19 protein-coding genes and 1 pseudogene are annotated in these 23315 nt (G+C 64.2%); 14 read left to right on the forward strand and 6 right to left on the reverse strand.

Annotated elements, in window-relative coordinates; translation table 11 throughout:
* The first annotated feature begins 89 nt into the window (after positions 1–89).
* From ABEA33_RS04725 to istB, 3 genes are all read left to right on the forward strand, one after another.
* The gene (locus ABEA33_RS04725; protein WP_345525458.1) at positions 90–827 is read left to right on the forward strand and encodes an SDR family NAD(P)-dependent oxidoreductase; all 738 of its coding nucleotides are present in this window, start codon (positions 90–92) and stop codon (positions 825–827) included.
* Positions 828–1129: 302 nt separating this feature from the next.
* Positions 1130–2047 (forward strand): IS21 family transposase, encoded by a 918-nt coding sequence (gene istA / locus ABEA33_RS04730; protein ID WP_345525459.1) that lies wholly within the window; start codon positions 1130–1132, stop codon positions 2045–2047.
* A gap of 15 nt (positions 2048–2062) precedes the next feature.
* Entirely contained in the window at positions 2063–2887 is an 825-nt protein-coding gene (gene istB, locus ABEA33_RS04735; RefSeq protein ID WP_345525460.1) for an IS21-like element helper ATPase IstB, read from the forward strand.
* Between the two features lie 113 nt (positions 2888–3000).
* Here istB and ABEA33_RS04740 read toward each other — a convergent pair whose 3' ends face one another.
* The 3 genes from ABEA33_RS04740 to ABEA33_RS04750 are packed head-to-tail and all read right to left on the reverse strand — an operon-like array spanning position 3001 to position 6232.
* On the reverse strand, positions 3001–3975 hold the full coding sequence (locus ABEA33_RS04740; protein WP_345525461.1) for a dioxygenase family protein: 975 nt from the start codon (positions 3973–3975) through the stop codon (positions 3001–3003).
* On the reverse strand, positions 3972–5009 hold the full coding sequence (locus ABEA33_RS04745; protein ID WP_345525462.1) for a maleylacetate reductase: 1038 nt from the start codon (positions 5007–5009) through the stop codon (positions 3972–3974). Before ABEA33_RS04745 ends, ABEA33_RS04740 begins: the two co-directional genes overlap by 4 nt.
* An 11-nt stretch (positions 5010–5020) precedes the next feature.
* A complete protein-coding gene (locus tag ABEA33_RS04750) occupies positions 5021–6232 on the reverse strand; it encodes an FAD-dependent monooxygenase (protein ID WP_345525464.1) in 1212 nt (403 codons plus the stop codon).
* A gap of 241 nt (positions 6233–6473) precedes the next feature.
* Between ABEA33_RS04750 and ABEA33_RS04755 the strand changes: the two genes are divergently transcribed.
* The 8 genes and pseudogenes from ABEA33_RS04755 (at position 6474) to ABEA33_RS04790 (ending at position 15452) form a co-directional block, all read left to right on the forward strand.
* Positions 6474–7217 (forward strand): IclR family transcriptional regulator, encoded by a 744-nt coding sequence (locus tag ABEA33_RS04755; protein WP_345525465.1) that lies wholly within the window; start codon positions 6474–6476, stop codon positions 7215–7217.
* 531 nt (positions 7218–7748) lie between these two features.
* On the forward strand, positions 7749–9074 hold the full coding sequence (locus ABEA33_RS04760) for an NtaA/DmoA family FMN-dependent monooxygenase (RefSeq protein WP_345525466.1): 1326 nt from the start codon (positions 7749–7751) through the stop codon (positions 9072–9074).
* 86 nt (positions 9075–9160) lie between these two features.
* The gene (locus tag ABEA33_RS04765; RefSeq protein WP_345525625.1) at positions 9161–9631 is read left to right on the forward strand and encodes a flavin reductase family protein; all 471 of its coding nucleotides are present in this window, start codon (positions 9161–9163) and stop codon (positions 9629–9631) included.
* A 188-nt stretch (positions 9632–9819) separates the two neighbouring features.
* Positions 9820–10713: an alpha/beta fold hydrolase gene (locus ABEA33_RS04770; RefSeq protein WP_345525467.1), complete on the forward strand. Its 894-nt coding sequence runs from the start codon at positions 9820–9822 to the stop codon at positions 10711–10713.
* Entirely contained in the window at positions 10710–12230 is a 1521-nt protein-coding gene (locus ABEA33_RS04775) for a sugar ABC transporter ATP-binding protein (protein WP_345525468.1), read from the forward strand. Before ABEA33_RS04770 ends, ABEA33_RS04775 begins: the two co-directional genes overlap by 4 nt.
* On the forward strand, positions 12227–13318 hold the full coding sequence (locus ABEA33_RS04780) for an ABC transporter permease (RefSeq protein WP_345525470.1): 1092 nt from the start codon (positions 12227–12229) through the stop codon (positions 13316–13318). Before ABEA33_RS04775 ends, ABEA33_RS04780 begins: the two co-directional genes overlap by 4 nt.
* A 104-nt stretch (positions 13319–13422) precedes the next feature.
* Positions 13423–14556, forward strand: coding sequence for a sugar ABC transporter substrate-binding protein (locus ABEA33_RS04785; protein WP_345525471.1), 1134 nt, complete (start codon positions 13423–13425; stop codon positions 14554–14556).
* 498 nt (positions 14557–15054) lie between these two features.
* Positions 15055–15452: pseudogene (locus tag ABEA33_RS04790) on the forward strand (acyl-CoA dehydrogenase family protein).
* A 418-nt stretch (positions 15453–15870) separates the two neighbouring features.
* On the opposite strand, the gene ABEA33_RS04795 reads toward ABEA33_RS04790, so the two are convergent.
* The 3 genes from ABEA33_RS04795 to ABEA33_RS04805 form a co-directional block, all read right to left on the reverse strand.
* Entirely contained in the window at positions 15871–16275 is a 405-nt protein-coding gene (locus ABEA33_RS04795) for a 3-hydroxyacyl-CoA dehydrogenase family protein (RefSeq protein ID WP_425577324.1), read from the reverse strand.
* 83 nt (positions 16276–16358) lie between these two features.
* Entirely contained in the window at positions 16359–17735 is a 1377-nt protein-coding gene (locus ABEA33_RS04800; RefSeq protein WP_345525627.1) for an FAD-binding oxidoreductase, read from the reverse strand.
* A 64-nt stretch (positions 17736–17799) separates the two neighbouring features.
* Complete coding sequence (locus ABEA33_RS04805) at positions 17800–18582, reverse strand: IclR family transcriptional regulator (protein ID WP_345525472.1); 783 nt, start codon at positions 18580–18582, stop codon at positions 17800–17802.
* 66 nt (positions 18583–18648) lie between these two features.
* Here ABEA33_RS04805 and ABEA33_RS04810 point away from each other — a divergent pair, with 66 nt between their 5' ends.
* The 3 genes from ABEA33_RS04810 (at position 18649) to ABEA33_RS04820 (ending at position 23169) form a co-directional block, all read left to right on the forward strand.
* Positions 18649–20814, forward strand: coding sequence for a malate synthase G (locus ABEA33_RS04810; RefSeq protein WP_345525474.1), 2166 nt, complete (start codon positions 18649–18651; stop codon positions 20812–20814).
* Positions 20811–21239, forward strand: coding sequence for a GlcG/HbpS family heme-binding protein (locus ABEA33_RS04815; RefSeq protein WP_345525475.1), 429 nt, complete (start codon positions 20811–20813; stop codon positions 21237–21239). The genes ABEA33_RS04810 and ABEA33_RS04815 overlap by 4 nt, the downstream gene beginning before the upstream one ends.
* Positions 21240–22020: 781 nt before the next feature.
* A complete protein-coding gene (locus ABEA33_RS04820; RefSeq protein WP_345525476.1) occupies positions 22021–23169 on the forward strand; it encodes a flavin reductase in 1149 nt (382 codons plus the stop codon).
* The last annotated feature ends 146 nt before the right edge of the window (positions 23170–23315 follow it).

A 23315-nucleotide genomic window follows, 5' to 3' on the forward strand; every position in this document is an offset into this window, starting at 1 on the left:
ACGGTGCTCAGGAAGCGATCCGACTGCAGAGGGCCGAGGCTGAAACCGCCTACACTTCCGCGACCGCGTTAGATTGCAGGAGAATTTCATTGGAAACGACGAAGGTGGCAGTTGTCACCGGGGCCGCGCGCGGCCTCGGTCAGGCGATAAGCACTCGGCTTGCGAAGGCAGGATTTTGTGTTGTCGCTGTCGATCAGGTCGATTCACTCGAGACTGTCGCAGCCATAGTTCGATTTGGTGGAGTGGCCGTGAGTAGGTCCACCGATGTCGCCAGCCCACGCTCTGTAGATGAGCTCGAGGCCTTCTTGACGAGCGAATATGGCCGTGTGGACGTCCTAGTGAACAACGCTGGTGTCTTCCCCAAGCGGCCGTTTGAGTCCATGGATCTGGAATTTTGGCGGAAGGTTCTTGCCGTCAATCTTGACTCGCAATTCCTGATGACTCAGGCAGTGCTTCCCCTCATGAAAGCAAGTGGTTCCGGTCGGATCATCAACATTTCCTCAAACTCCGTCGGGCTGCCAGTGCCAGACTTCGTTCCTTATGTGACGAGCAAGATGGGCGTCATCGGTTTTACGCGCGCTCTCTCTGTCGACCTTGCCAAGTATGGGATTACCGTCAATGCCGTCGCCCCCGGACTGACGAAAACCCCGGGCGCCATGGCCAACTACGACGAAGTGGCACTGGAGAAGATGACCGAACGACAGCCAGTGAAGCGCGCCGGGACATCGGAGGACGCAGCTTCGGCGGTGCTTTTCCTTGCCAGCGACGACAGTGAATTCATCACCGGACAGACCGTGGTGGTGGACGGTGGCCTAGTCCGTTTGTGAGTCTTGGCGCGGATGGAACCGCACGACGGCGGCTTTTCACGATTCCGGGTTTCCCGGCACCTTGGTCCAGTCGGCCGGGCGGGCTCTCTGCCCGGAGCGGATGAAGGCACGGAGATTCGCGTTGCGGCCGGGTATGGAAGGCGGTCCCGAAGCACGGTCTGGCGACTGGAGGCGTCCGCACCGAGGATCGACGGGCGTCAACGACGTGGTCGCGATTCGACCGTTAGCCGTGCCCTGTCGACGACGCTCGAAGACTGAACAGTTGTGACGCTTGAAAAGTGAACACTCACCACGATCGGAGAGTGATCACTTTGGAGGACTGGGCGTTGATCCGTCGGTTTGCCGGCGGGGGCGTTTCGAAGGTGCAGATCGCCAGGAGGCTGCGGATCTCACGCATGACCGTGATCAAGGCGGTGGCGTCCGATGCGCCACCGAAGTACGAGCGAGCGTCGGCACCGACGTCGTTCACACCGGTCGAGCCGCTGGTGCGGCAGTTGTTGAAGGACACTCCGGACTTGCCGGCAATGGTGATCGCCGAGCGGGTTGGCTGGACCGGGTCGATCACGTGGTTCCGCGACAACGTCCGCCGGCTGCGGTCTGAGCAGCGGCTGGTCGACCCGGCCGATCGGCTCGCGTGGCTGCCGGGGGATGCGGCGCAGTGCGATTTGTGGTTCCCGCCGAAGAAGATCCCGCTCGAGGATGGGACGAAGACGCTGTTGCCGGTCATGGTGATCACCGCCGCGCACTCGCGCTTCATGGTCGGTCGGATGGTCCCCACGCGGCATACCGAGGACCTCGTCTTGGCGATGTGGGAGCTGATCCTGGAGTTGGGCGCGGTGCCGCGCCGGCTGATCTGGGACAACGAGTCTGGCATCGGCCGCGGCAAGCGGCACGCTGACGGCGTTGCTGGGTTCGCGGGCGTCCTGGCCACGACCGTGCAGCGGCTGAAGCCCTACGACCCCGAGTCAAAGGGTGTGGTCGAACGCCGCAACGGCTACTACGAGACCTCCTTCATGGCCGGCCGGTCCTTCGCGTCACCGGCTGACTTCAACGCCCAGTTCGCCGACTGGCTGAGGATCGCGAACAGTCGGGTGGTGCGCACCATCACGTCGCGACCGCGAAGGTGCTGCGTGAGAAGTTCCAGCGTTCCCGCCCCGTCACCGATCCGGACGCGGGGTTGGTACGAGGCCTGGCCGACTACGACCGCGCCTTCGGCCTGACCGACACCCGCACCGGTGAGGTGGCGTGATGACAGCAGCAGGGGCAAGAAGAGCGACACGACCGAGGCGCTCAAGCAGCTGACGTACCTGGCATCGGCGATGAAAGCACCACGGATCACCGAGTCCGCTGCCCGCCTTGCTGACCACGCACGTGACGCCGGCTGGAGCCACGAGGAATACCTCGCCGCAGTGCCGGATCGTGAGGTCGCAGCCCGCAACGCATCGGGTGCCCAGCTGCGGATCCGGGCCGCAGGGTTCCCGGCCCGCAAGACGATCGAGGAGTTCGACTGGGACGCCCAACCTGGCGTGCGGCAGCAGGTCGCCGTACTCGCATCCGGCGGGTTCCTGACCGAGGCACGCAACATCGTGCTGCTGGGACCGCCCGGCACCGGCAAGACGCACCTGGCCACCGGCCTGGGGATCGCGGCAGCGAACCACGGCCACCGAGTGCTGTTCGCGACCGCGACCGAGTGGGTCACCCGGCTCACCGAAGCGCACCGCGCCGGCAAGCTCCCGAACGAGCTGGCACGGTTGCGGCGCTACGGGCTGATCATCGTCGACGAGGTCGGCTACCTGCCGTTCGAGCAAGACGCCGCGAGCCTCTTCTTCCAACTGGTCAGCAGCCGCTATGAGCACGCCTCGTTGATCCTGACCAGCAACCTGCCGTTCAGCGGCTGGGGAGGCGTCTTCGGCGACCACGTCGTCGCAGCCGCGATGATCGACCGCGTCGTGCACCACGCCGACGTCCTCACCCTGAAAGGCGCCTCGTACCGGCTACGCAACCGCGGCATCGACACCCTGCCCAGCATCCGCGAGACCGCCGACCACCAGCCGAACTAGGCTGGCCACTCCGTTCACTTTTCGAGCGTCGGAACCGACCAGAATTCGAGCGTCGTCGACACTCAGCTCAGGTGCCATATCCGTCAACGCATGCCCTGAGCTCCACGAGCCGATCAGCCTCGGCGAACTCCGGACGCGGAGTCCGCTGGGGCGAGGACGATGTCGAAGCTAACCTTGCTCCACTCGCCGTCGATGTGTCGGCCATCTGGCGTTGGGGTCTCGGCTGGCTGCTGCTGGAACCTCTTGATGAGTGACTGCTTGACACCGAAGACGGAGTCCTTCCAGCCGATGGGATCGCCCTCGGGGAAGATGTGAGTGACCAGCGTGCGGAACCCCTCATGGCTGACCATGAAGTGCAGGTGTGCCGCACGCAGGGGGGAGCGGCCGACTGCGGCGAGCAATTGACCTACCGGGCCATCGTCGGGAATCGGGTAGGGCGTGGGGGTAAGGCCCCAGAACCGGTAGCTGCCATCGGTATCCGTGAACATGTGGCCTCGGGCCGCGCGCTTCCCGGCGTCGTACTGCACGTCGTAGAAGCCGTCCTCGTCGGCCTCCCACACCTCGATGCGGGCCCCGGCAAGGGGCCTTCCGTCAGTGTCAGTGACGCTCCCTTCGACCCAGCACGGCTCGCCAACTGCTCCGAAGCTCAGATCGCCACCGAGTTCGATCTCTGGGCTGTCGCCGACGAAGAACGGGCCGAAGACGGTGGCCTCGGTGGCATCTTTGTACGCCACGTTGTTCATGTTGATGACCTGCATCGAGGCGGCGAGGGTGTCGGAGAGCAGAATGAACTCCTGACGGACCTCGTCGGTGATGTGGCCGGCCCGGGTGAGGAATTCGATGGCCGCGTTCCATTCCCGCTCGGTTAGTCGCACGTCCCTCAAGAAGGCATGCAAGTGCTTGACCAGTGACTGCATGACGCTTTTCAAGCGTGCGTCTCCGCACTCTTCGAAGGACGCAATCACAGTCGCGACGAGCTCGGCCTCGACGGCCTCCTGTTCCGCGCTAATGGCAGGCGCGTCGGCAGCGGGCGTGTCTGTTGTGGTGACGCCGGTCGCACCGGAGTCGCGGGCAGGCAAGGTGGTCATGACGGGGCTCCCTCCCAGGCCGCGTGCAGCAGCGCGGTGATGTTCTCCTCGGTGATGGGTGTCGGGTTGTTGTCGGGGATGGCGGCGCGGATTGCCGGCACGGCCTCGGCGATACCGTCTTCAGGCATGCCGTACTCCTTCAGTGCTTTGGGAGCGTCCAGGACGGCATATAGCTCAGCCAGGCCGGCATCGGCGCGGTTGGCCCCCAAGGCGGTGGCAATCCGCGTCGCAGCATTGGGGGCGTTGGGCAAGTTGAATTTCAGCACGTGCGGCAAGACCACGGCATGGGTCTGGGCATGGGGAAGGTTGAACATGCCGCCCAGTACGTGGCAGATCTTGTGGTGCATCCCGGATTGGGCGGAGGCGAACGCGACTGCGCCCAGGTAGGCGCCGTACAGCGTCTGCTCGATCCCGTCGATGCTGCTGCCCTCGCAGGAGACCGCGCGAAGACCCGCGGCTAGTGCCCGAATTCCTTCGGTTGCCAGGGCTTGATCGATTGGATCGGTCTGCGGACCCCACATCGAGTCGACACAGTGCGCCAAAGCGTTGAGCCCACTAGCGACAGACATAGCGGCGGGCAGAGAGGTCAGCAAGGCGGCGTCATATACGACGGAGCGAGGTAACGCTCTCTCGTCGGCCCCTGTGTTCTTGGTCCGACCGTCCGTCAAGCCCCAGACGTTGGTCGCCTCTGAACCGGCATAGGTCGTGGGTACCGCAATGATCGGAAGGCCGGTGGTCAGCGCGACCGCCTTACCCAACCCCGTAGTGGAACCGCCACCGACAGTCACCAGGACGTCTGCCCGGCTCTGGGCGGCTGCCAGTCGAGCCCGCTCGGCTACCTCGGCAGGGACATGCATCACGACCTCGTCATGGCGCAGCGCCATCGGCAGCTCCGCGGCGATGGGATCGGCCAGCGTCGCCTCACGCTCTGAGGCGATCAGCATGACGCGATTCGCGCCCAGAGCCGAGACCTGCTCTGCGACTGCCTGTGGTGAGGCGTCCGGCGCGAACACGACCCGTTGCGGCAGGGTCACATGAACGAATCTCAAGGCAGGTCCGCCGTCGCAGCGAGTGGCGCTTCGGGGTCGTAGCCGTAGATCCAGCCATTCGCCAGCAGTGGATCCTCGTCTGCATAGGCTCGATCCCGCATTTGCTGTTCGGGACCGTCGGGGAGGTGGTTGAGTTCCGCCCTGCCGTGACTGACGCGCTGTAGCTTGGTTGTCCGGGGGATACGGATGCCTTCATAGCGACGCAGTGCCGCCGCCGGGTCATCGAGACCGTCCGCTAGGCATCGGGCCAGCACCGCAGCATCCTCGATGGCCTGGGCCGCCCCCTGGGCGAAGAACGGGAACATCGGATGGGCCGCGTCGCCCAGCAGGGTTGCCCCTTCGTCAGACCACCGGGTCAGAGGTTCGCGATCCAGCAGTGCCCAGCGACCGGGGACCCCAGCGGAGCGGATGAGCTCGGTCAGGCGCGGGTCCCAGCCCTTGAACTCCTGAAGGAACTCCTCCACCGTCGCCGTCGCAGTCCATGATTCGGTGGTGTAATCGCCTGCTGGCGCGAAGGCGACCAAGTTGATGTAGTCACCACCTGAGACCGGGTAGTGGACCAAGTGATGGCCGGGCCCGAGCCAGAGAGTCTGCGCAGGACGTCGAGCGAACGCAGGCGCCTGGTCAGCCGGCACCAAAGCCCTGAAGGCGCAGATCCCCGAGTAGGTCGCCGGCGACACCCCGAAAAGCGTGTTGCGCACGATGGAATGCACGCCATCGGCGCCGATCAGGACATCGGTCTCGACGGATTCTCGGTCGGCGAACTCCAGGCGCAGCTTGTCGCCCGTACGTTCGAGCTGAACACACTTGTGGCCGAGGACGACGGCCGCTGCGGGGACTTGCGCCCTTATTGCGGCCAACAGGTCCGCCCGGTGTGCGGTGTAGGTGTGTTCGCCATAGAGACCTTCGCAGGAGGAGACCAGGTTCTCAGCGGAGAGAACACGACCGTCCTGCCACCGCCTGAATTCCCAACCGATCTCGAGGCGTACGGCGCGCTTGGTGAGGTCACCGAGCACCCCGAGGCGGCGCAACTGACGTGCCGCGTTCGGCGCCACCACCAAGCCCGCGCCGACCTCGACGATCTGATGTGCCTGCTCATAGACCGTGGCATCCAGTCCCTCTCTCCGGAGGAAAGCCGCAGCAGCCAACCCACCGATGCCCCCGCCCAAAATGACAACCCTTGGTGTGTCGGCGATGCGCGTTGTCATCGGAGCTCCTCGATATCAGAGACGTCTCTGGCGGACCGCTTGGACCCGCTCGACGGGCCGGCCGCACCGATGAGGTGGAGACGTTGGCTTCCCGCGTCCGCATACTGCCTCGATGAGTACGATGGTGAGCACTAGCGCGCCATTCAACGAACATTGATGGGGTGCGAGCTCGATACAGGGTGAAGGGGGAGTAACCATGTCTAGGACTAGCGAACCGGGTCGCACCGTCAGCTCGCGCCTCATGGAGCTGCTCTTCTCGTTCGCGCCCGACAGCCCCGATCTCAGTCTCGCTGACCTGGCGCGCAGAACCGGCTTGCCCCATTCCACGGCGCGCCGATTGGTGTTGGAGCTGGTGGATGCGGGTGCCCTCGACCAGCGCCCCGACGGCCGGTTCTCGGTTGGGCTGCGACTCTGGCAGCTCGGGACCCTCGCACCCTTGACGGAGTCGCTTCGAACGATGGCCAAGCCCTTCATGGAAGATCTGTACACAGCTCTTGACCAGCATGTGCAGCTTGCGGTCCTGGAGGGTCAAGAGGCAGTGATCCTGGAACGTCTATCGGCTCCACATGCTGTGGGGCTCGTGTCCCAGGTCGGCGGACGGCTTCCGCTGCACTGCTCAGGCGTAGGCAAAGTGCTGCTTAGTCATGCTGGCCGGCAAATGATTGACGATGTGCTCAGCCGTAAGTTGCGGCGGCACACCGACAACACCGTCACCGACGCCCAGCTGCTGCGTCGGCAACTAGAAGAGAGCCGGCGCACAGGCTTCGCACTCGTCCGTGGGGAGCTCACTGACGGTGCGGACTCGATTGCCACCCGGATCATGAACCACGAAGGACGGGTGGTGGCGGCCCTGTCCGTGGTCGTTCGCGCTGGCTCTGTGCAGCCTCACGGAGTTCTGCCCTCGGTCATCACCAGTGGGCTCGGTCTGTCACGCAGGCTGGGCTGGCGCCCGGGCGTGCCGATTCGCGACTCGAGCGGCTCGTAGTGCCCTCCTTGATCAACGGGTCGAACGACGCGTGAAAACGGGCACGGCGCGATGAGCATCGCGGACATGACTGACCAGCGGCGCCGCCCAGCTAGGAAATGGACAGGGACACGACTGCCCAGGAGGGCTTGAACGCGGGCGCCGCTCCTCGGCGGCTTGACTAGCGTCGAAGGGCCAGCGTCGTGATTCCCGAGCTGGTCGCCGCACGTCCGAATGGCCACCACGGTGGGCGCGCTCCGGATTGCACCGGCTGATCCACGGGCGACCGCGCCCTTGGATGCGACCGGCACCCCGGTCCAGGCGGCTTAACCATTCAATGAACCAGTGACTGGCCTCACAGGGTGGGTCCGTGGAGACTTCCTGTCTGCGGTCGCCAGCGGCTTTGAAGGCCAGGCATCCACCAAGTGCGGATCACTTTGACAAGAGCTCCAGGTCGCTGCGCTGCTGGGATCACTGGCGTGGAGTAGTGAAGGGGATCCTGTTCAGCAGCCTGAATGTGCGTCGTTGAGGTCGACCGTTCACTACGCAGACATGACGAGGAGCAAGACCTTGAACAGCGATAAGAAGTTCCATCTCAACCTAATCGCCAACTCCATCACCCTCCACGCCGGACTCAAAGAAGTCGAACGCGCGGCGGGCGTTGCTCCGAGCGAGAGTCGGCCGGTCGCGCTGTACTCGGAGTACGCGGCAATCGCCGAGGAAGGCAACTTCACCTCGATGTTTCTGGCCGACACTCTGGTGGCAGTCGGCTCGCCCTTGGCTGGTGGTGGTTCGCCCGAGCCTTTCACCGCGTTGGCCGCCGTCGCGGCCAGGACCCGAAACATCGGCCTGATCGCCACGGGTACGACCAGCTTCTACGAGCCGTACAATCTCGCCCGCCTCATGGCGTCGCTCGACTTGATCTCGGACGGCAGAGCGGGATGGAACTGCGTGACCGGTGCGCTCGCTACGGCAGCACCAAATTTTGGTAGCGACCCACTTCCGCCTCGTGAAGAGCGCTACGCGCGGGCTGACGAGTTCCTCGACGTCGTTTCAGGCCTGTGGGACCGGAGAACTCTTCGACCGAACGAGCGTGGAGGCACGGATCTCTTCGCCGAGGCGGTCAACCACCACGGGAAGTACTTCGACGTCGAGGGGCCACTCAACGTTGCGCCTAGCCGTCAAGGCAGGCCTCTTGTGGGTCTGGCCGGGGGATCGGGATCTCAGATCTCCACAGCGATCAAGCACGCCGACGTCGTGTTCACCAACGCCGTCTCACGAGAGGTGGCGGCCGAATATCGGTCTGAGATGAATCAATCCCTGGTCGCCGCGGGCAGGAAGCCCGACAGCATTCCGATCATGCCAATGATCGTGCCATTCCTTGGAGCGACCCGAGCGGAGGCCGAGGAGAGGAAGCGCTCGTTGGACATGCATCTGGAAGTGGACGCGATGGCGCCCAACGCGCTGGCCAACTTCGGCATCAGCTACAGCTACGACGACGTTGACGATCCCTTCCCTGTCGACGTTCTTCCCCACCCTCAGACCGTCAAAAGCACCATTGGGGGGGCTTGGGGAAGTTACCGAGGACTCTACAACTGGATTCAGGAGCGACCAGGAGTGACCGTGCGAGAAGTCACGCTCCAGGCGAGTCTCGGTCAGTCGCACCAGAAGTTTGTGGGCTCATACGACGACTTCTGTGACGACATCGAGCTCTGGTTCAGGGAGGGTCTCGCTGCCGGATTCCTTCTCATGTGCCCGGAGGGCCTCGAGTCCGCGAACGGGTTCGTGGAGCACTTGGTTCCCCGACTCATCGACCGCGGAATCTACCGGACTACCCCTGACGAGCGTCCGCTGAGGGAGCGGTTCACGTGCACGTGACCCCTGCTCAGCTCGACGTCGCTGGGAAGAACCCGGCGAGCGAGGCCGGACGAGCTCAGTCCGTCGACGTAGATGCCTGCAAGGCCGTGTTTCGCAGGCACCCTGCGGGAGCTGCGCTACTGACCGCAGAGGCCGACGGTCGCCGCGTTGCGATGACCTTGACGTCCCTCATCTCCGTCAGCGCAACACCGTTCTTGGTCGCGTTCTCAGTATCCGAGTCATCGTCTAGTGCGCCCGTGATGGCCAACGCGTCTCGCGTCGTTGCGCACCTCCTCGGCGCCAAGGACATCGGGTTGGCGGTCCTCGGCGCGACGAGCGGGATCGACCGCTTCCGTGATCAGGAGCTGTGGACACGCAATCCCTCGGGCGCACCAGTCTTTTTGACCGAGTCCCCTCGCCTGGAGGCACAGATCTTGAACCGCGTTCGCGCCGGCGCGGCAACGCTCTATGTCGCTGAGGTCGTCGCGGTCTCGCTGGGCCAGCCCGGCGGCGACCCGTTGGTTTACCACGAGGGGACGTGGCGAGGACTAGGTGCGCGTGTGACCGAGCCCGCCTGACCGTCCGCAAGTCTACGCAGCCTGGCGCGGTGCGCAGCGCCTTGCTCCGACCAACTCGATTCAAGCCCGATTTGACGATGGCAAGAAGTATGCCGATCAGCCCTCGACTGGCGTCGGCGTACCTGATCGATCCTTCAAGGGGATTCGGCCGAGGCCATCAGACGCCCTCTAGGGGACGAGGAGACGAAGTGAACCCGGAGATCGACGAGCCCATCTCTGCTCGTTCTCACTACGTGGAGGTCAGCGGTCTGCGGACCCACTACCTCGAGGGGGGAGAGGGACCCACCCTGATTCTTCTTCACGATGGCGGCTTCGGCGGATCTGGCGCTGCGACCTGGTATCGAAACTTCGACGCGTTCGCCTCCCGTTTCCATGTCATCGCGCCGGACTGGTTGGGTTTCGGCCGGACGGCAAAGGTGCACGACTTCGAGGGCGGTCGAGCCCGTCGGTTATGGCACATGACCCGGTTCTTGGAGGAGATCGGCGTCGACGCCGCGGCTTTCGCTGGTGTCTCGATGGGCGCAACCCTGTTGTTGCAGGTTCTGGCCAGCAAAGAACAGGACTGGCCGGTGCAGGCAGCAGTCGCCATCTCCGGGGGCGGCTTCATGCCCAACAACGCCGCCAGACAGAGCATGGTCGGATTCGACGGCACCCGGGAGAGCATGCGGGCGCTCGTGCGGGCGATGACTCTCGACCCGCGCTGGGAAAACGATCCGAATCTCCTTGATCGCCGACTGCACGATGCAACACAACCAGGCGCATGGGAGGCGGTTGCTGCTGCCCGGTTCAAGTCGCCGGTGGCCGCGGAGCCTGAGGGGTTCGGTGGCCAAGACCGCACACCATACGAGGACATCAGCGTCCCCACGCTGCTGATCGCCGGCGCCGACGATGCCCTGCGTGAGCCCGGCTATGCGGACGACGTAGCTAGGAGAGTGCCGCATTGTGAGCTTCATGTCCTCTCGAGGTGCGGTCACATGGCGAACATCGAACAGGCCGAGCAGGTCAACGACCTCGTGCTGGAGTTCTTGGTCCGCACACTCAACCCGGGCAACGAAGTTCTAACGCGGGGGGCGACCACGTGAGCGCTCCGTTGCTTCGAGTCCGAAACCTCTCGATGACCTTTCCAGGCGTCAAGGCATTGAACGAGGTCGACCTCGACGTCTCCGCAGGAGAGGTTGTCGCGCTTCTTGGGCACAACGGAAGCGGGAAGAGCACGCTCGTGAAGGTCTTGGCCGGGCTCTACCGGCCCGATCCAGGTTCGGTTGTCGAAGTGCAAAGTGATCTCCACTTCATTCACCAGGACCTGGGCCTCGTCTCTTCTCTGACCACTGTTGAGAACTTGGGCCTGGGGAATCAGCCGGGCTGGCGAGACCTGTTGCCGTTTCCACCGACAGAGGCCACCCGGGCGGAAAAGATGATCGCCAAGTTCGGTGCACAATTCGACGTCACCATCCCGGTCTCACGTATCAGTCCCGCGGAGCGGGCAATCGTGGCAATCACACGCGCTACGTCGAGCTGGCACGGCACGCGCAACATCCTTGTTCTAGATGAGCCGACTGCAAACCTTCACGGCAACGAGGCTGAAAGGCTGCGAACTGTCGTGAAGGACTTCGCGGCACGCGGCGCGGCCATTCTGTTCATATCTCACCATCTCGGCGAGGCGGTCGAGCTAGCAGATCGAGCCGTAGTCTTGCGCGACGGCGTCAAGATCATGAATGAACGTCGGGGTCACTTCGATGAAGAGGCTCTGGTCACTGCAATCAGCGGTCTGCCGCAAGAAGCGCCGTCTCGTCGCGAGCAGATCGCGATCGCGACACCGGACTCCGCTGCGTCGCAGCGACCGTCGACTGGGACTCGGCTCCGCGTGCAGAATCTCCAGGCTGAGCACATCCAGTCCTTCGACATTGAGGTCCGTATAGGCGAGATCGTCGGGATCAGCGGGATCGTCGGTTCTGGCCGCGACGAAGTTCTCGGTTGCATCTTCGGAGCACGGCCTGTTCAGACAGGCGCCGTCTCAGTCGACGACGTGGCCGTAGCACCTGGCTCGATCCCTGCATCAATTCGCGCCGGGATCGGATATGTGCCTAGTGATCGCCGGGGCTTGGCCAGTGTCCTCACGTTCAACGCTCGCGAGAATCTCACTCTCACCAGCATGAATGGGCTCTTACGCAATCAGGGCGTTTCCATCAGGAGCGAGCGCCGAGTCGCGCAACGTGAGCTTGCCCAGGTCGGAGTGCTTCCCAACGACCCGGAGCGTCCCTTCACGCTGTTCAGCGGTGGCAACCAGCAAAAGGTCGTCATCGCGAAGTGGTTGCGCATACAGCCGACGGTGTTGCTGCTGGACGAGCCAACGCAAGGGGTCGATGTGGGCGCCTGCCAAAGCATTTACACACTCGTGCGCGAGGTAGCGGAACGCGGCGCCGCGGTGCTGGTGTCTTCCTCGGATGAGAACGAACTCGTCTCGTTGTGCGACCGGGTAATCGTGATGCGGGACGGATGTGTCGCTGCTGAGCTCATCGCCGGCGACGTGACCGAGCACAACATTCTACGTGCAGCTTTGGCATCTAGTCCGAACAGCCAGCCTGGAGGAGAATTGTGAACACCGACGTAGCGCCTCTCGACCGTGATGCCCACGCCGACGACGCGGGCCCGAGCCCGGCGTCGCGTAGCCGTCGGCACCGCTTCCTGGCATCTCTGTCGCCAGCAAATATCAGCGTTCTGTACCTGGCTGTGGCGATCGTGATCCTGTTCAGCCTGTGGATTCCTGATCTCTTCTTGACATCAATAACGCTGAAGACACTGCTCAACAACAACGCGATTCCGGCATTCGCGGCTCTCGCGCTCCTACTTCCGCTCGCTGCCGGATTGATAAACCTGGCTGTTGGCGCTCAGGTGGGCGCAGCGTCAATGCTCACAGGCTGGCTTCTGGTGAACCAGGGTTACGGCATTTGGATTACTGTCGCGATATGCCTCGGAATGGGAATTGCTGTCGGCATCATTTCAGGGTATCTGATCGTGTATTGGCGGATCGATTCCTTCATCGCAACGTTGGGCATAAGCTCTCTTCTGGCGGCTTTTACGAGTGGGTTGTCTGGCGGTAGGCAAATCTTAGGGATGCCCGAGAGGTTTGCTGAGCTCGGCTCGAGCACGTTGTTCGGGCTGACTTATCCCGTGTGGATCCTGCTGGTTGTCGCGCTCGTCTTGTGGTATTTCCTCGAGAAGACTCCTGCTGGGCGTCGAATCTACGCCGTCGGCGGCAACATCGATGCCGCGAAGCTGTCGGGTGTGCGCACGAGTCGTGTCATCATCTTGTCCTTGGTGATCGGCGGGGCCATCTCCGCCGGCGCGGGAGTGCTGCTCACCGCCCAGTTGGCGAATGCCGACCCGACGCTCGGACCCGGATATCTGCTGATCGCATTCACGGCCACATTTTTCGGCGCCACTCAATTCGGCGGGCGGTTCAACGTGTGGGGCACCGTGTTGGCTGTGTACGTGATCGCTGCCGGTGTCAAAGGGCTTCAACTAGCTGGAGCCCCGGTCTGGATCCCAGACGCATTCAACGGCGCGGCGCTGCTCGTCGCGGTAGCGATGGCCACCTTCAAGCGGTCTGGGCGGTCCAGTTTCTGGGATCCCATCAGTCGGCTGCTGCCGTGGCGACGGTCCAAGAGAACCGCCTTCTCAACTTGACGCAGGCAAGGACTCCGTAGCAAGGAACGGTCGAAGCCAGCGAGACCGTCACGTTCCCCGCGGCACACCGCCGCGGTGGAAACTTCAATGAACAAGGAGAAGCAATGAGGCGAGTAATCACGTCGGCGGCTGTGCTGGCAGTAATTGGGTCGGCCCTGGTCGGCTGTGGTTCGTCTGACGACTCGGGTAGTTCGGGCGATGGGGAGGCCGCGTCGACATCCCAAGTCGCCGTGGCGGCGCAGGACGTGGTGAAGCCGTACCTGGCGGCGCCGTCCGAATTTCCGATCACGGAGCCTCTCAAGGGTTCGGCGGCGGGTAAGAAGATCGCCTACCTGGATTCAGGAACCCCTGTTTCAGCTCTGGAACTGACTTTTGCGCAAGAGGCTGCTAAGAAGCTCGGTATGACAGTGGACCGTATTGACGCTGGATTCCAAGCGGACTCGATCCAGAACGCTTTCGACACCGTATTGGCAAAGGGCTATGACGGCGTCATCGATGCAGGACTGCCGATGCCGTTGGCTGAGCGAGGTCTACAAGACTTGGCCGATGCAGGCACGCCGGCGGTAGGGTTCGGCCTCGGCAAGGGGGACAAGAGTCTGGTGCCGGTGTCGCAATCGAGCGATGTCGCAAACCGTAAGGCGGGAGCCGTTCTTGCTGACTACGTCGTCGCTACCTACGGCGAGGACGTTGACACTGTCTACTACTACGTTCCCGAAATCGAGTCAACCCGCTTCTCATACGAAGCCTTCAGCGAAGAAGTTGAGAAATTGTGCTCGACGTGCAAGGTGCGGTCGGCTGAGATCCCCATCGCCGACCTAGGCACGAAGGCACCGAGCGACGTGATCGCGGACCTGCAGGCGCACCCCGATACCAAGCAGGCTGCATTCGCAGTTGGCGAGATGGCCATCGGGTTGCCCGCCGCGATGAAGACCTCGGGACTGGAGGTGGACACCGTCACCGTGGCGCCGGGGCAGGACTCGCTCCAGCAGATCAAGGACGGCGACATGAGAGCTGGCGTTGGGTTTGACTTCACCTTCATCGGCTGGGCGCAGGTGGACTCACTCGCGCGGCTGGTCCAGGGGCAAGCCCCGTCGCAGGCCGTCTTGGACGACGTCATTCCGATGCAGGTGATCACCCAGGACTCGGTAACGGACGATATGGTCAAGGACGGTTGGAGCGGTTTCCCTGACATCGCGGATCGATTCGACGAGCTCTGGTCGAAGGCTCTTGCCAGCTGAGCTCTGATGTCGCGCGGTAGATCAGCATCGCCCGAACCCACCCAGGTGGGTTCGGGCGATTGCCTCTGGCCGCAGCGGGGACGTTTGGTCTTGGTGCGAGCGCCCGCGATCACCGAGGGGCAGCTGCTCTGGATGCGGCGTCCGAGATGAGCCCGCGGATGCTCCCTACGGTCCGTGGCAGGTGCGGATCGGCACGGTCGGCGCGGTGCGCGACCGCCAGTTTGACGGTTACGGTCGGCCGGCCCAGGGCCGATAGACGACGCCGTCCAGCGCCAGCCCGGTGACCGGCTCCGGGACCAAAGCATGCTTAGGCCGCCAGCGACGAGCGTGATCAGCGTGGAGGTCTCGCCGACCGCGTGGCGGATCACTGCTGCGCCCGTCGATCGCCGACGCCTCCCTGACACTGTTCCCGCTGCGGCGGGGATCGGCTGGTCGTCGCTCTCCCCACAGACCTGCTGGCGGGCGGCGAGCCGGTGCTCCCCGCGGAAGGCGAAGTCGATGCCGGGCAGCTCGGCAGACAGGTTTCGCGAGAGAACGCAAGCAGGTCGGGAAACGCCTGGCCGATTTCAAGGGCTTCAGTTCATGCTTGCCGACATGGCGATGCAGCTTGAAGCGTCACGTCACATGGTCTACGTGGCGGCTGCCAAGTCGGAGCGCGACGACGGCGATCTGGCCTTCTTCGGCGCGGCCGCCAATTGCTTTGCATCTGATGTCGCGATGAAGATCACGACCGACGCAGTCCAACTTCTCGGCGGATATGGCTACACCCAGGACTTTCCGGTCGACGGATGATGCGGGACGCCAAGATCACTCAGATCTACGAGGGCACCAACCAGATCCAGCGGATTGTCATGGCGCGTCAGTTGCTGGGTCCCGGGGCGACGCTCATCCGCTGAAGGCTTCTGGTCGCTCCTCGCGTCGAGCGCGGACGTAGCCTCAGACCGAGCACCTCGAGTTCGCCGATTGTCGTGTCCGCAGCCCCTGTCCTCGCCTGGGTGCCGACTTCTTGGTCGAGATCCGTGTTGGTAGGTCGCTACCGCGCGCAACGCCTGGTCGACACGACGCTGCCGCCCGAGCAGGGCCCGGGAAGGGTGCCCGACCGTCGCAGGTCTCACGAAGCGTTGCGCGGTCGAATCACCGGTACCGCGACGTCTACGCTGGTGACTACCAATAGGCGGCTGCGCGGCCGGCCGCCTCTCTGACAGACGACTCGGTCGCCGAGGTCGGCGTCCGGACTCCTTGCCGATCCGTGCTCGCGACGGAGTTCCCATGGATCAGGTGCGTCGTCGCGGTCGACTCCGCCGTCCGCGTAGCTCAGTAGGTGTGGAACCCGCGCCCCGTCTTGCGACCGAGCAGGCCAGCGTCCACCATTCGCTGGAGGAGCGGGGGAGCGGCGTAGAGTGGTTCCTTGAACTCTTGATGCAGGGATTCTGCGACCGCTTGGGTCGTGTCCAGGCCGATCAGGTCCGCCAGCGCTAATGGGCCCTGTGGATGGGCCGCCCCTAGAACCAGGCCGCGGTCGATGTCCTCCGCCGATGCAAATCCCGACTCGAACATCCTGATCGCACTGAGGATGAACGGGATCAGCAGGGCATTGACGACGAACCCGGCTCTGTCCTGGCAGTCGATCGGTCGCTTGTCGAGGCCTCCGACCCACGAGCGGCAACGCTTGAGCGTGTCTGTCGACGTCAGCAGCGGATGGTGGGGCCGTCCTACCAACTGCTATCGGCCTGGATGGGCGTGTTTCAGTTCCTTCCGGCTTGCTGGAGGCCGGCGAGGAGCGTGCCAGGCCTGAAAGCGTCTCACAACACGCATCCCGGGTTGAGGATCCCGTCCGGGTCGAGCGCGTTCTTGATCCGCCTGTTCAGAGCCATGACGTCGTCGCCGAGATACAGACCGAGCCAGGGCTTCTTTAGGCGCCCGACGCCATGCTCGCCGGTGATCGTGCCCCCCAGACCCACGGCCAGTTCCATCACCTCGCCGTACGCGGCCTGCGCCCGCGACTTCTGCTCGGCGTCCATAGGATCGAAGACGATCAAGGGATGAGTGTTGCCGTCTGCGGCGTGCGCGATGACCGCGATCTCAACGTCGTGGGCGCGTGAGATGGTGGCGATGCCCATGACGAGATCGCCGAGCCGGGGGACTGGAACTCCTACGTCTTCGAGCAACAACGAACCACGGCGCTCGATTGCCGGTATCGCAATCCGGCGCGCAGTCACGAATGCCTCACCTTCGTCGGGATCGTCGGTCGAGAACACCTCGGTTGCGCCGCTCGCCTCGCAGAACTTCGCCATGGCCGCGATTTCGACAGCTGCAAATCCCGTCGGCTCGTCGGACTGCATGACCAACAGAGCTTCGGCGTCGCGGTCTAGCCCCATCCGCGTCATGTCCTCCACCGCGTTGATCGACGCCTTGTCCATGAACTCGAGCATCGACGGCCGCATGCGACGGGTGATGGCCAAGACGGCTGTGCATGCGGCCTCAAGGGTGCCGAACGTCGCCACCAGCGTCGCCGGGATCCGCGGCGCCGGGAGCAGTCGAAGCACTACGCGCGTGATGATTCCGAGCGTCCCCTCGCTGCCGACGAAGAGCTTGGTGAGGGACAGGCCGGCGACGTCCTTGAGACGCGGTCCGCCGAGCTCGACCGCAGTCCCGTCGGCAAGGACGACCGTCATGCCCAGGACGTAGTCGGTCGTCACCCCGTACTTCGCGCAGCACAACCCGCCGGCGTTGGTCGCGACGTTCCCGCCGATGGAGCAGATCTCGAACGACGATGGATCAGGGGGGTACCACAGCCCATGCTCCGCGACGGCAGCTTTCACTTCGCCATTCATCAGACCGGGCCCCACCGTTGCCGTCCGGGTGTTCGGGTCGACCTCGATGGCCCTCATGCGCTCCGTCGAGACCACGATGCATCCATCGACGGCGGACGATCCGCCCGAAAGTCCGGTGCCGGCTCCGCGAGTGACCACGGGGATGCCATGGGCGGACGCGAATCTGACCGCGGCCTGGACGTCCTCCGTGCATGTGGCTCTTACCACCGCCAGGGGCATCCCGGCGTCGGGGTCGTGGGCCCGGTCCCACCGATAGTTGGCCATGCGATCGGGCTCGACAACAAGCGAATCATCGGGCAGAGACTGCATGAGGGCGTCCAGATCGGGGACGACACCAGTTGGCATGTCACTCACGTCATTTCAATCCACGGAATTGTGATTCCACAGTGTGACTTCCCCCCACTGGCTGTCAAGCACTCGGCTCAGACTCTGACATCCGGTCGACCAATCGCGATGCCGCCGTTTGCAGGAGCGGCACGGCCCGCTCCACAACGTCGTTGGTCATCCTGGTCACCGGCCCCGACACCGAGACCGCCATCCAGGACCCGGCGCCGACAGCGAGCGGGACGGCCACGCAGCGCACTCCGACTTCTTGCTCCTGCTCGTCCAGAGCGAACCCTTGCTCACGAATGCGGCCGAGCTCGGCGGCCAACGCCGTCTCGGTCACGATCGTGTGGGGGGTGTAGCGCGAAAGGCCGCGCGCTCGAACGACCCGACTGATGGCGGCGTCATCCATCTGGGCCATCAACGCCTTGCCGACGCCTGTCGCGTGCAACTCGACTCGACGCCCGACCTCGGTGAACATCCGCATCGAGAAGTTTGCCGGGACCTGGGCAACGTACTCGGCCTGAGCGCCCACGAGCAGCGCCAGGTTCGCAGTTTCGCCCAGATCCTCGACCAGATCGGTCAGGACTTGCTGCGCATCGATCCCGACCAGCCGATGCGCGGCGCTGCCGAGCGGCACCAAGCGAAATCCGAGCGAATACGAACGATCCGGCAGTTGGCGCAGGTAGCCCCGATCAACCAGTGTGCGCGCCAGCCGGTAGGCGGTTGGTGCCGGAAGGGCAACCTCGGCGGCCATCTCAGCCAACGTCATCGCCTGACGGTGAGCGACGCATTCCAGTAGGTCAAGAGCTCGGTTGACGGACTGCACCCCGCCCGGGTTGGACGTCGCAGGCTTCTTTGACATCATGCTAAGGCTCCTATAGTTTCGTAATGCAGTATTTGTATTTCACCATACGAAATCGAAGGCGGGAAGATGGAACGGATCCAGACTGGCCGACTGCAGGTGTCCGCTGACCTCCACGCCTTCATCAGGAACGAGGCGATCCCGGGCGCAGGTTTGGACGAAGCAACGTTTTGGCGCAGGACCGAGGAGATCTTGGAAGACCTGGCTCCCCGGCTCCATGATCTTCTTCATCGACGCGAAGTCTTCCAGAACGCACTCGACGAGGTCGGTTCGGCCCGCGGCGCCGTGGGCGAGGAGGACTACTTGCGGTCACTCGGCTACCTGGTCGAAGAACCAGCTGACTTCCAGATAACCACGAGCGGCGTCGACACCGAGATCTCCGAGCAGCCGGGACCGCAGCTGGTCGTCCCGCTTCTGAATGCGCGGTTCGCCATCAACGCCGCCAACGCGAGATGGGGCTCGCTGTACGACGCGCTGTACGGATCGGACGTCATCGCCGAATCAATGGGCCTGGAGCGCACGAACGGCTACAACACCGCCCGAGGTGATGCGGTCGTCAGCTACGCCCGAAGCTTCCTTGATGAGCACTTCGCGCTGACCAATGGCTCGCATGCCAACGTCACCAGCTACTCGGTGGTCGACGGCAACCTCAGGGTCGCCCTGCAGGATGGCCAGGCCGCGCTGGCCCAGCCCGACCAGCTGGCCGGATACGTCGGTTCGTCAACGGCCCCGTCGAGCATCCTTCTCCGGAGGCACGGTCTACACGTCGAGATTCAGGTCGACCGCGAGCATCCGGTCGGCGCACGCGACCAGGCGGGCGTCCAGGACGTGGTCCTGGAGTCAGCAGTCACCGCGATCATGGATCTCGAGGACTCGGTCGCCGCCGTTGACTCCGCGGACAAGGTGGCGGGCTACCGCAACTGGCTCGGGCTGATGCAGCGCTCTCTGCAAGCCGAGGTGGTCAAGGGCGATCACACCTTCACCCGGGTGATGAACGGTGACCGCACCTACACCGCGCCGTCCGGCGGAACGCTTACGCTCCCTGGGACGTCCCTCCTGTTCATCCGCCAGGTCGGGCACCACATGTTCACCGATGCAGTGCTCGACGCAGACGGCCGTCCCATCCCAGAGGGCATCCTGGATGCGCTGGTGACCGGATTGTGCAGCAAGCACGACGTGGAGGGTCCGAGCGCCGGGAAGAACTCGCGCAAGGGCGCGATCTACGTCGTGAAGCCCAAGATGCACGGTCCGGCCGAGGTTGCCTTCGCGTGCGAGATGTTCCGGCTCGTCGAGCGGGCCCTCGGCCTGATGCCGCTGACGATCAAGATCGGCATCATGGATGAGGAGCGTAGGACCTCAGCCAACCTCAAGGCATGCATCTGGGCGGCCCGGGATCGCGTTGCCTTCATCAACACCGGCTTTCTCGACCGGACCGGCGACGAGATCCGAACCTCCACTTTCGCCGGCGCGATGGTCCGCAAGGCGGCCATGAAGAACCAGCCGTGGATCCGGGCGTACGAGGAGCAGAACGTCGACATTGCCCTGGAGTGTGGGTTCCTCGGACGCGCTCAGATCGGCAAGGGCATGTGGGCCGCGCCCGACAACCTCGCAGACATGCTGCGTGACAAGGTTGCTCATCCCCAGGCGGGGGCAAGCTGCGCCTGGGTGCCCTCTCCGACGGCAGCTACCCTTCACGCGCTGCACTACCATCAGGTCGATGTCCACGAGCGGCAGCGCGAGCTGCTCGCGAAGCCGCGACGACGGGCTCTGGCCGACCTCCTGACCATTCCACTGGGCACCGCGGCGGACTGGTCGGACAAGGACCGACGCGACGAGCTCGACAACAACGTGCAGAGTACGTTGGGTTACGTCGTTCGCTGGGTAGACGCCGGCATCGGGTGCTCCAAGGTCCCGGACCGTTCTGGAACGCCTCTGATGGAGGATCGGGCTACCTGTCGAATCAGCGCGCAATTGGTGTCCAACTGGCTTCTCCACGGCGTCGTCACCCGCTCCGAGGTTGAGGCGTCCCTCCGACGTATGGCTCTCATCGTGGACGAGCAGAACGCGGCTGAAGTCGGCTACGAACCGATGGCCCCCGACTTCGATGGAGAGGCGTTCCTTGCAGCGCGCGAACTCCTCCTCGAGGGGGTTCAGCAGCCGGCCGGTTACACCGAGCCCATTCTCCACAGCCACCGCCTCTCCAAGAAGGCTGAGCAGACCAGGAGTCACGCGTGAGCATCACCCTCGATAATGCCCGTAAGCTCATCTCCGCTATCGAGGCGTTCGCCGCGACGCACAGCCTCAAGCCGCTGACCAGCGTGGTGCTCGATCCTGGCGGGCACGTCATCGCTGCCGAACGCCAGGACGGTGCTTCCAACAAGCGGTTCGAGATCGCGTTCGGAAAGGCCAACGGAGCGCTGTCGCTGGGTGTTGGGTCCCGGGCGCTGATGGCTCGCGCCGAGCAGCAACCCTACTTCATCGCCGCCGCCACTTCCGCTATCGGAGGAGCCCTTGTGCCGGTGCCCGGCGGCGTACTCGTACACGACTCCACTGGCGTGCTCCAGGGCGCGGTTGGCGTGTCGGGGGACACCTCCGACAACGACGAGGCTGCCGCCGTCGCAGGAATTCGCGCCGTCGGCCTCGTGCCGACCGTCGACTGACCACATGACGACCTCGGCGGATCGGGTTGGGGGTTGCCGTTGAAGCGACGAAGTGCGGATTCACTACAGACGAAGGTCTTCGCTGGGTGTCGTGCGGGTCGCCCACCGTCTACGAAGAACACTGCCGCCCGCCGGTCGATCGTCGGGACATGTGCCTGGCCGAGGCGGAGAGGCACTCACTCGCGCCGTTGGCGCGCATCCGTGCAACAGGTCCAGGACCGCGCAGGGATGAGCTGGAGCAGGCAGGCATCTGTGATGCGAAAGTCGCAGCGGTCGAGGGTCTGCGGTGGCCGGTGGTGTCGAGCTCGTCCTCGTCTGCAACCTGGTGGTCGCGGCCGCAGTGCGAGACTGTGAGTGCCCTAGGTGAAGCGGGCACTAGTCGCAAGGGGAGGTGCGCCATGCTGCTGGCACAGCGGATTGCTCGCGGCGCGGCTCTCGAGATGCCAGCACAGGGGATTCGGGTCGTGGGGCTCAAGTGGGCCTAAACCGCGTGTACGGCCAGGCACTGGCGGTAGTTCTGCAGCTGGCAGAGGCGGTCGCAGCCAGCTAGCCGCCCGCTGCCATGACGACGACCACATTCTGCGGCGGTCTCGAGGCAAGGCGATGGAGGAGCGATGAGGCCGGGAACCGAGTTGGTTGCTCCACTGATGGCTTCATGCGATGCGACGGAGGGCGCCCCGGTCTTCATCGAATCCTCCGCGCATGAGCGGACGGGGGCGACGATGCGCCAGCAGGAAAGCAATGTTGAATGCGCTGTCGTAGTGGAGGGGAGATGACTCGCATGACGTTCGACTCGAACCAATTTCGCCAGGTACTTGGCCAGTATCCGACCGGCGTCTGTATCATCGCCGCGCTCGGAACAGACGGGAAGCCCGTCGGGATGACTGTGGGCTCGTTCAGCTCGGTCTCCCTTGATCCGCCCCTGGTGGGATTCATGCCCGCCAAGTCCTCCACGACGTGGCCGAAGCTGAGGGACTCGCCGACCTTCTGTGTGAACGTGCTTTCCGTCGACCAGGTCGAGGTGTGCCGGACCTTCGCCTCGAAAGCGGCCGACAAGTTCCAAGAAGTTCCATGGCGTCCGGCGTCATCGGGCTCGCCGGTGATCGAGGGGGTCGCAGCCTACATAGACTGCGACCTCGCCGAGGTACTTGATGCGGGCGACCACGAGATCGTTATCGGACGAGTGCGTGAGCTCGAGTTCGCAGCCAGCGCGATGCCCCTGCTGTTTTTCCGCGGGGGCTACGGAGGGTTCGCGACCTCGGCCATGACGGCGAGCGACGTCGATCTCTTCGACCATCTGCGCATCGCCGACGCAGCCCGCTCCGAGATGGACGCGCTTGCGTCGCGCTTCGACTGCCAGGTCGTGGCGTCGAGCGTCGTCGGCGAGGCGGTGGTGCTTTTGGCCAGTGCCGGAGAGTTCGCTGACGGGACGTCCTGGTCGACCGTGGGACAGCGCTTCCCGCTCGTGCCGCCGATGGGCGCCCCTCTGATGGCATGGCAGCCGCCGCCGACCGTCGAGGCGTGGCTTGCCCGAGTGAAGACGGACGACGAACGTCGGGTGTGGAGGGAGCGCATCCGCGAGGACCGCGACCGCGGCTATTCGGTCATGGTGGAAAGCACCCACCTCGCATGGTTCACGGAGCAGATCAACAGGCGCGAGCTCTCGGCGATGATCAGTGCCCTGACCGCGGAGCAACGTCGAGCCCTCGCTGAGTTGCCAGTGAAGCACGGCGACTCCACCGCTGCGCCCGCGGGCTCGATCCGGCGCATCTTCGTTCCTGTCACTACGTCTGATGGCGCCTTGGCTGTCGCTATCGGCCTTCGACTCGCTCGGCCGATGGCGGGTCCAGAGCAGCTTGAGAGCTGCGTGACCGCCCTCAAGGAGGCCGCGTTGCGGGTAGCAATCACGCTTGATCCAGCAGATCTCTGACCAGAATCAGAGTCAACCACGGGAACAGTGCATCTGCTCAGGCGCTGACATGGCTTGACACTCGGCGAGACTTCGACTCCAGCCGCAAGGAAGGCCTGTCGACTAGCGAGCGTGAGGAGCTCGTCCGCTGCGTTGGGAGAGCCGTC

This window comes from Nocardioides endophyticus (assembly GCF_039543845.1).
Classification (GTDB): Bacteria; Actinomycetota; Actinomycetes; order Propionibacteriales; family Nocardioidaceae; genus Nocardioides; species Nocardioides endophyticus.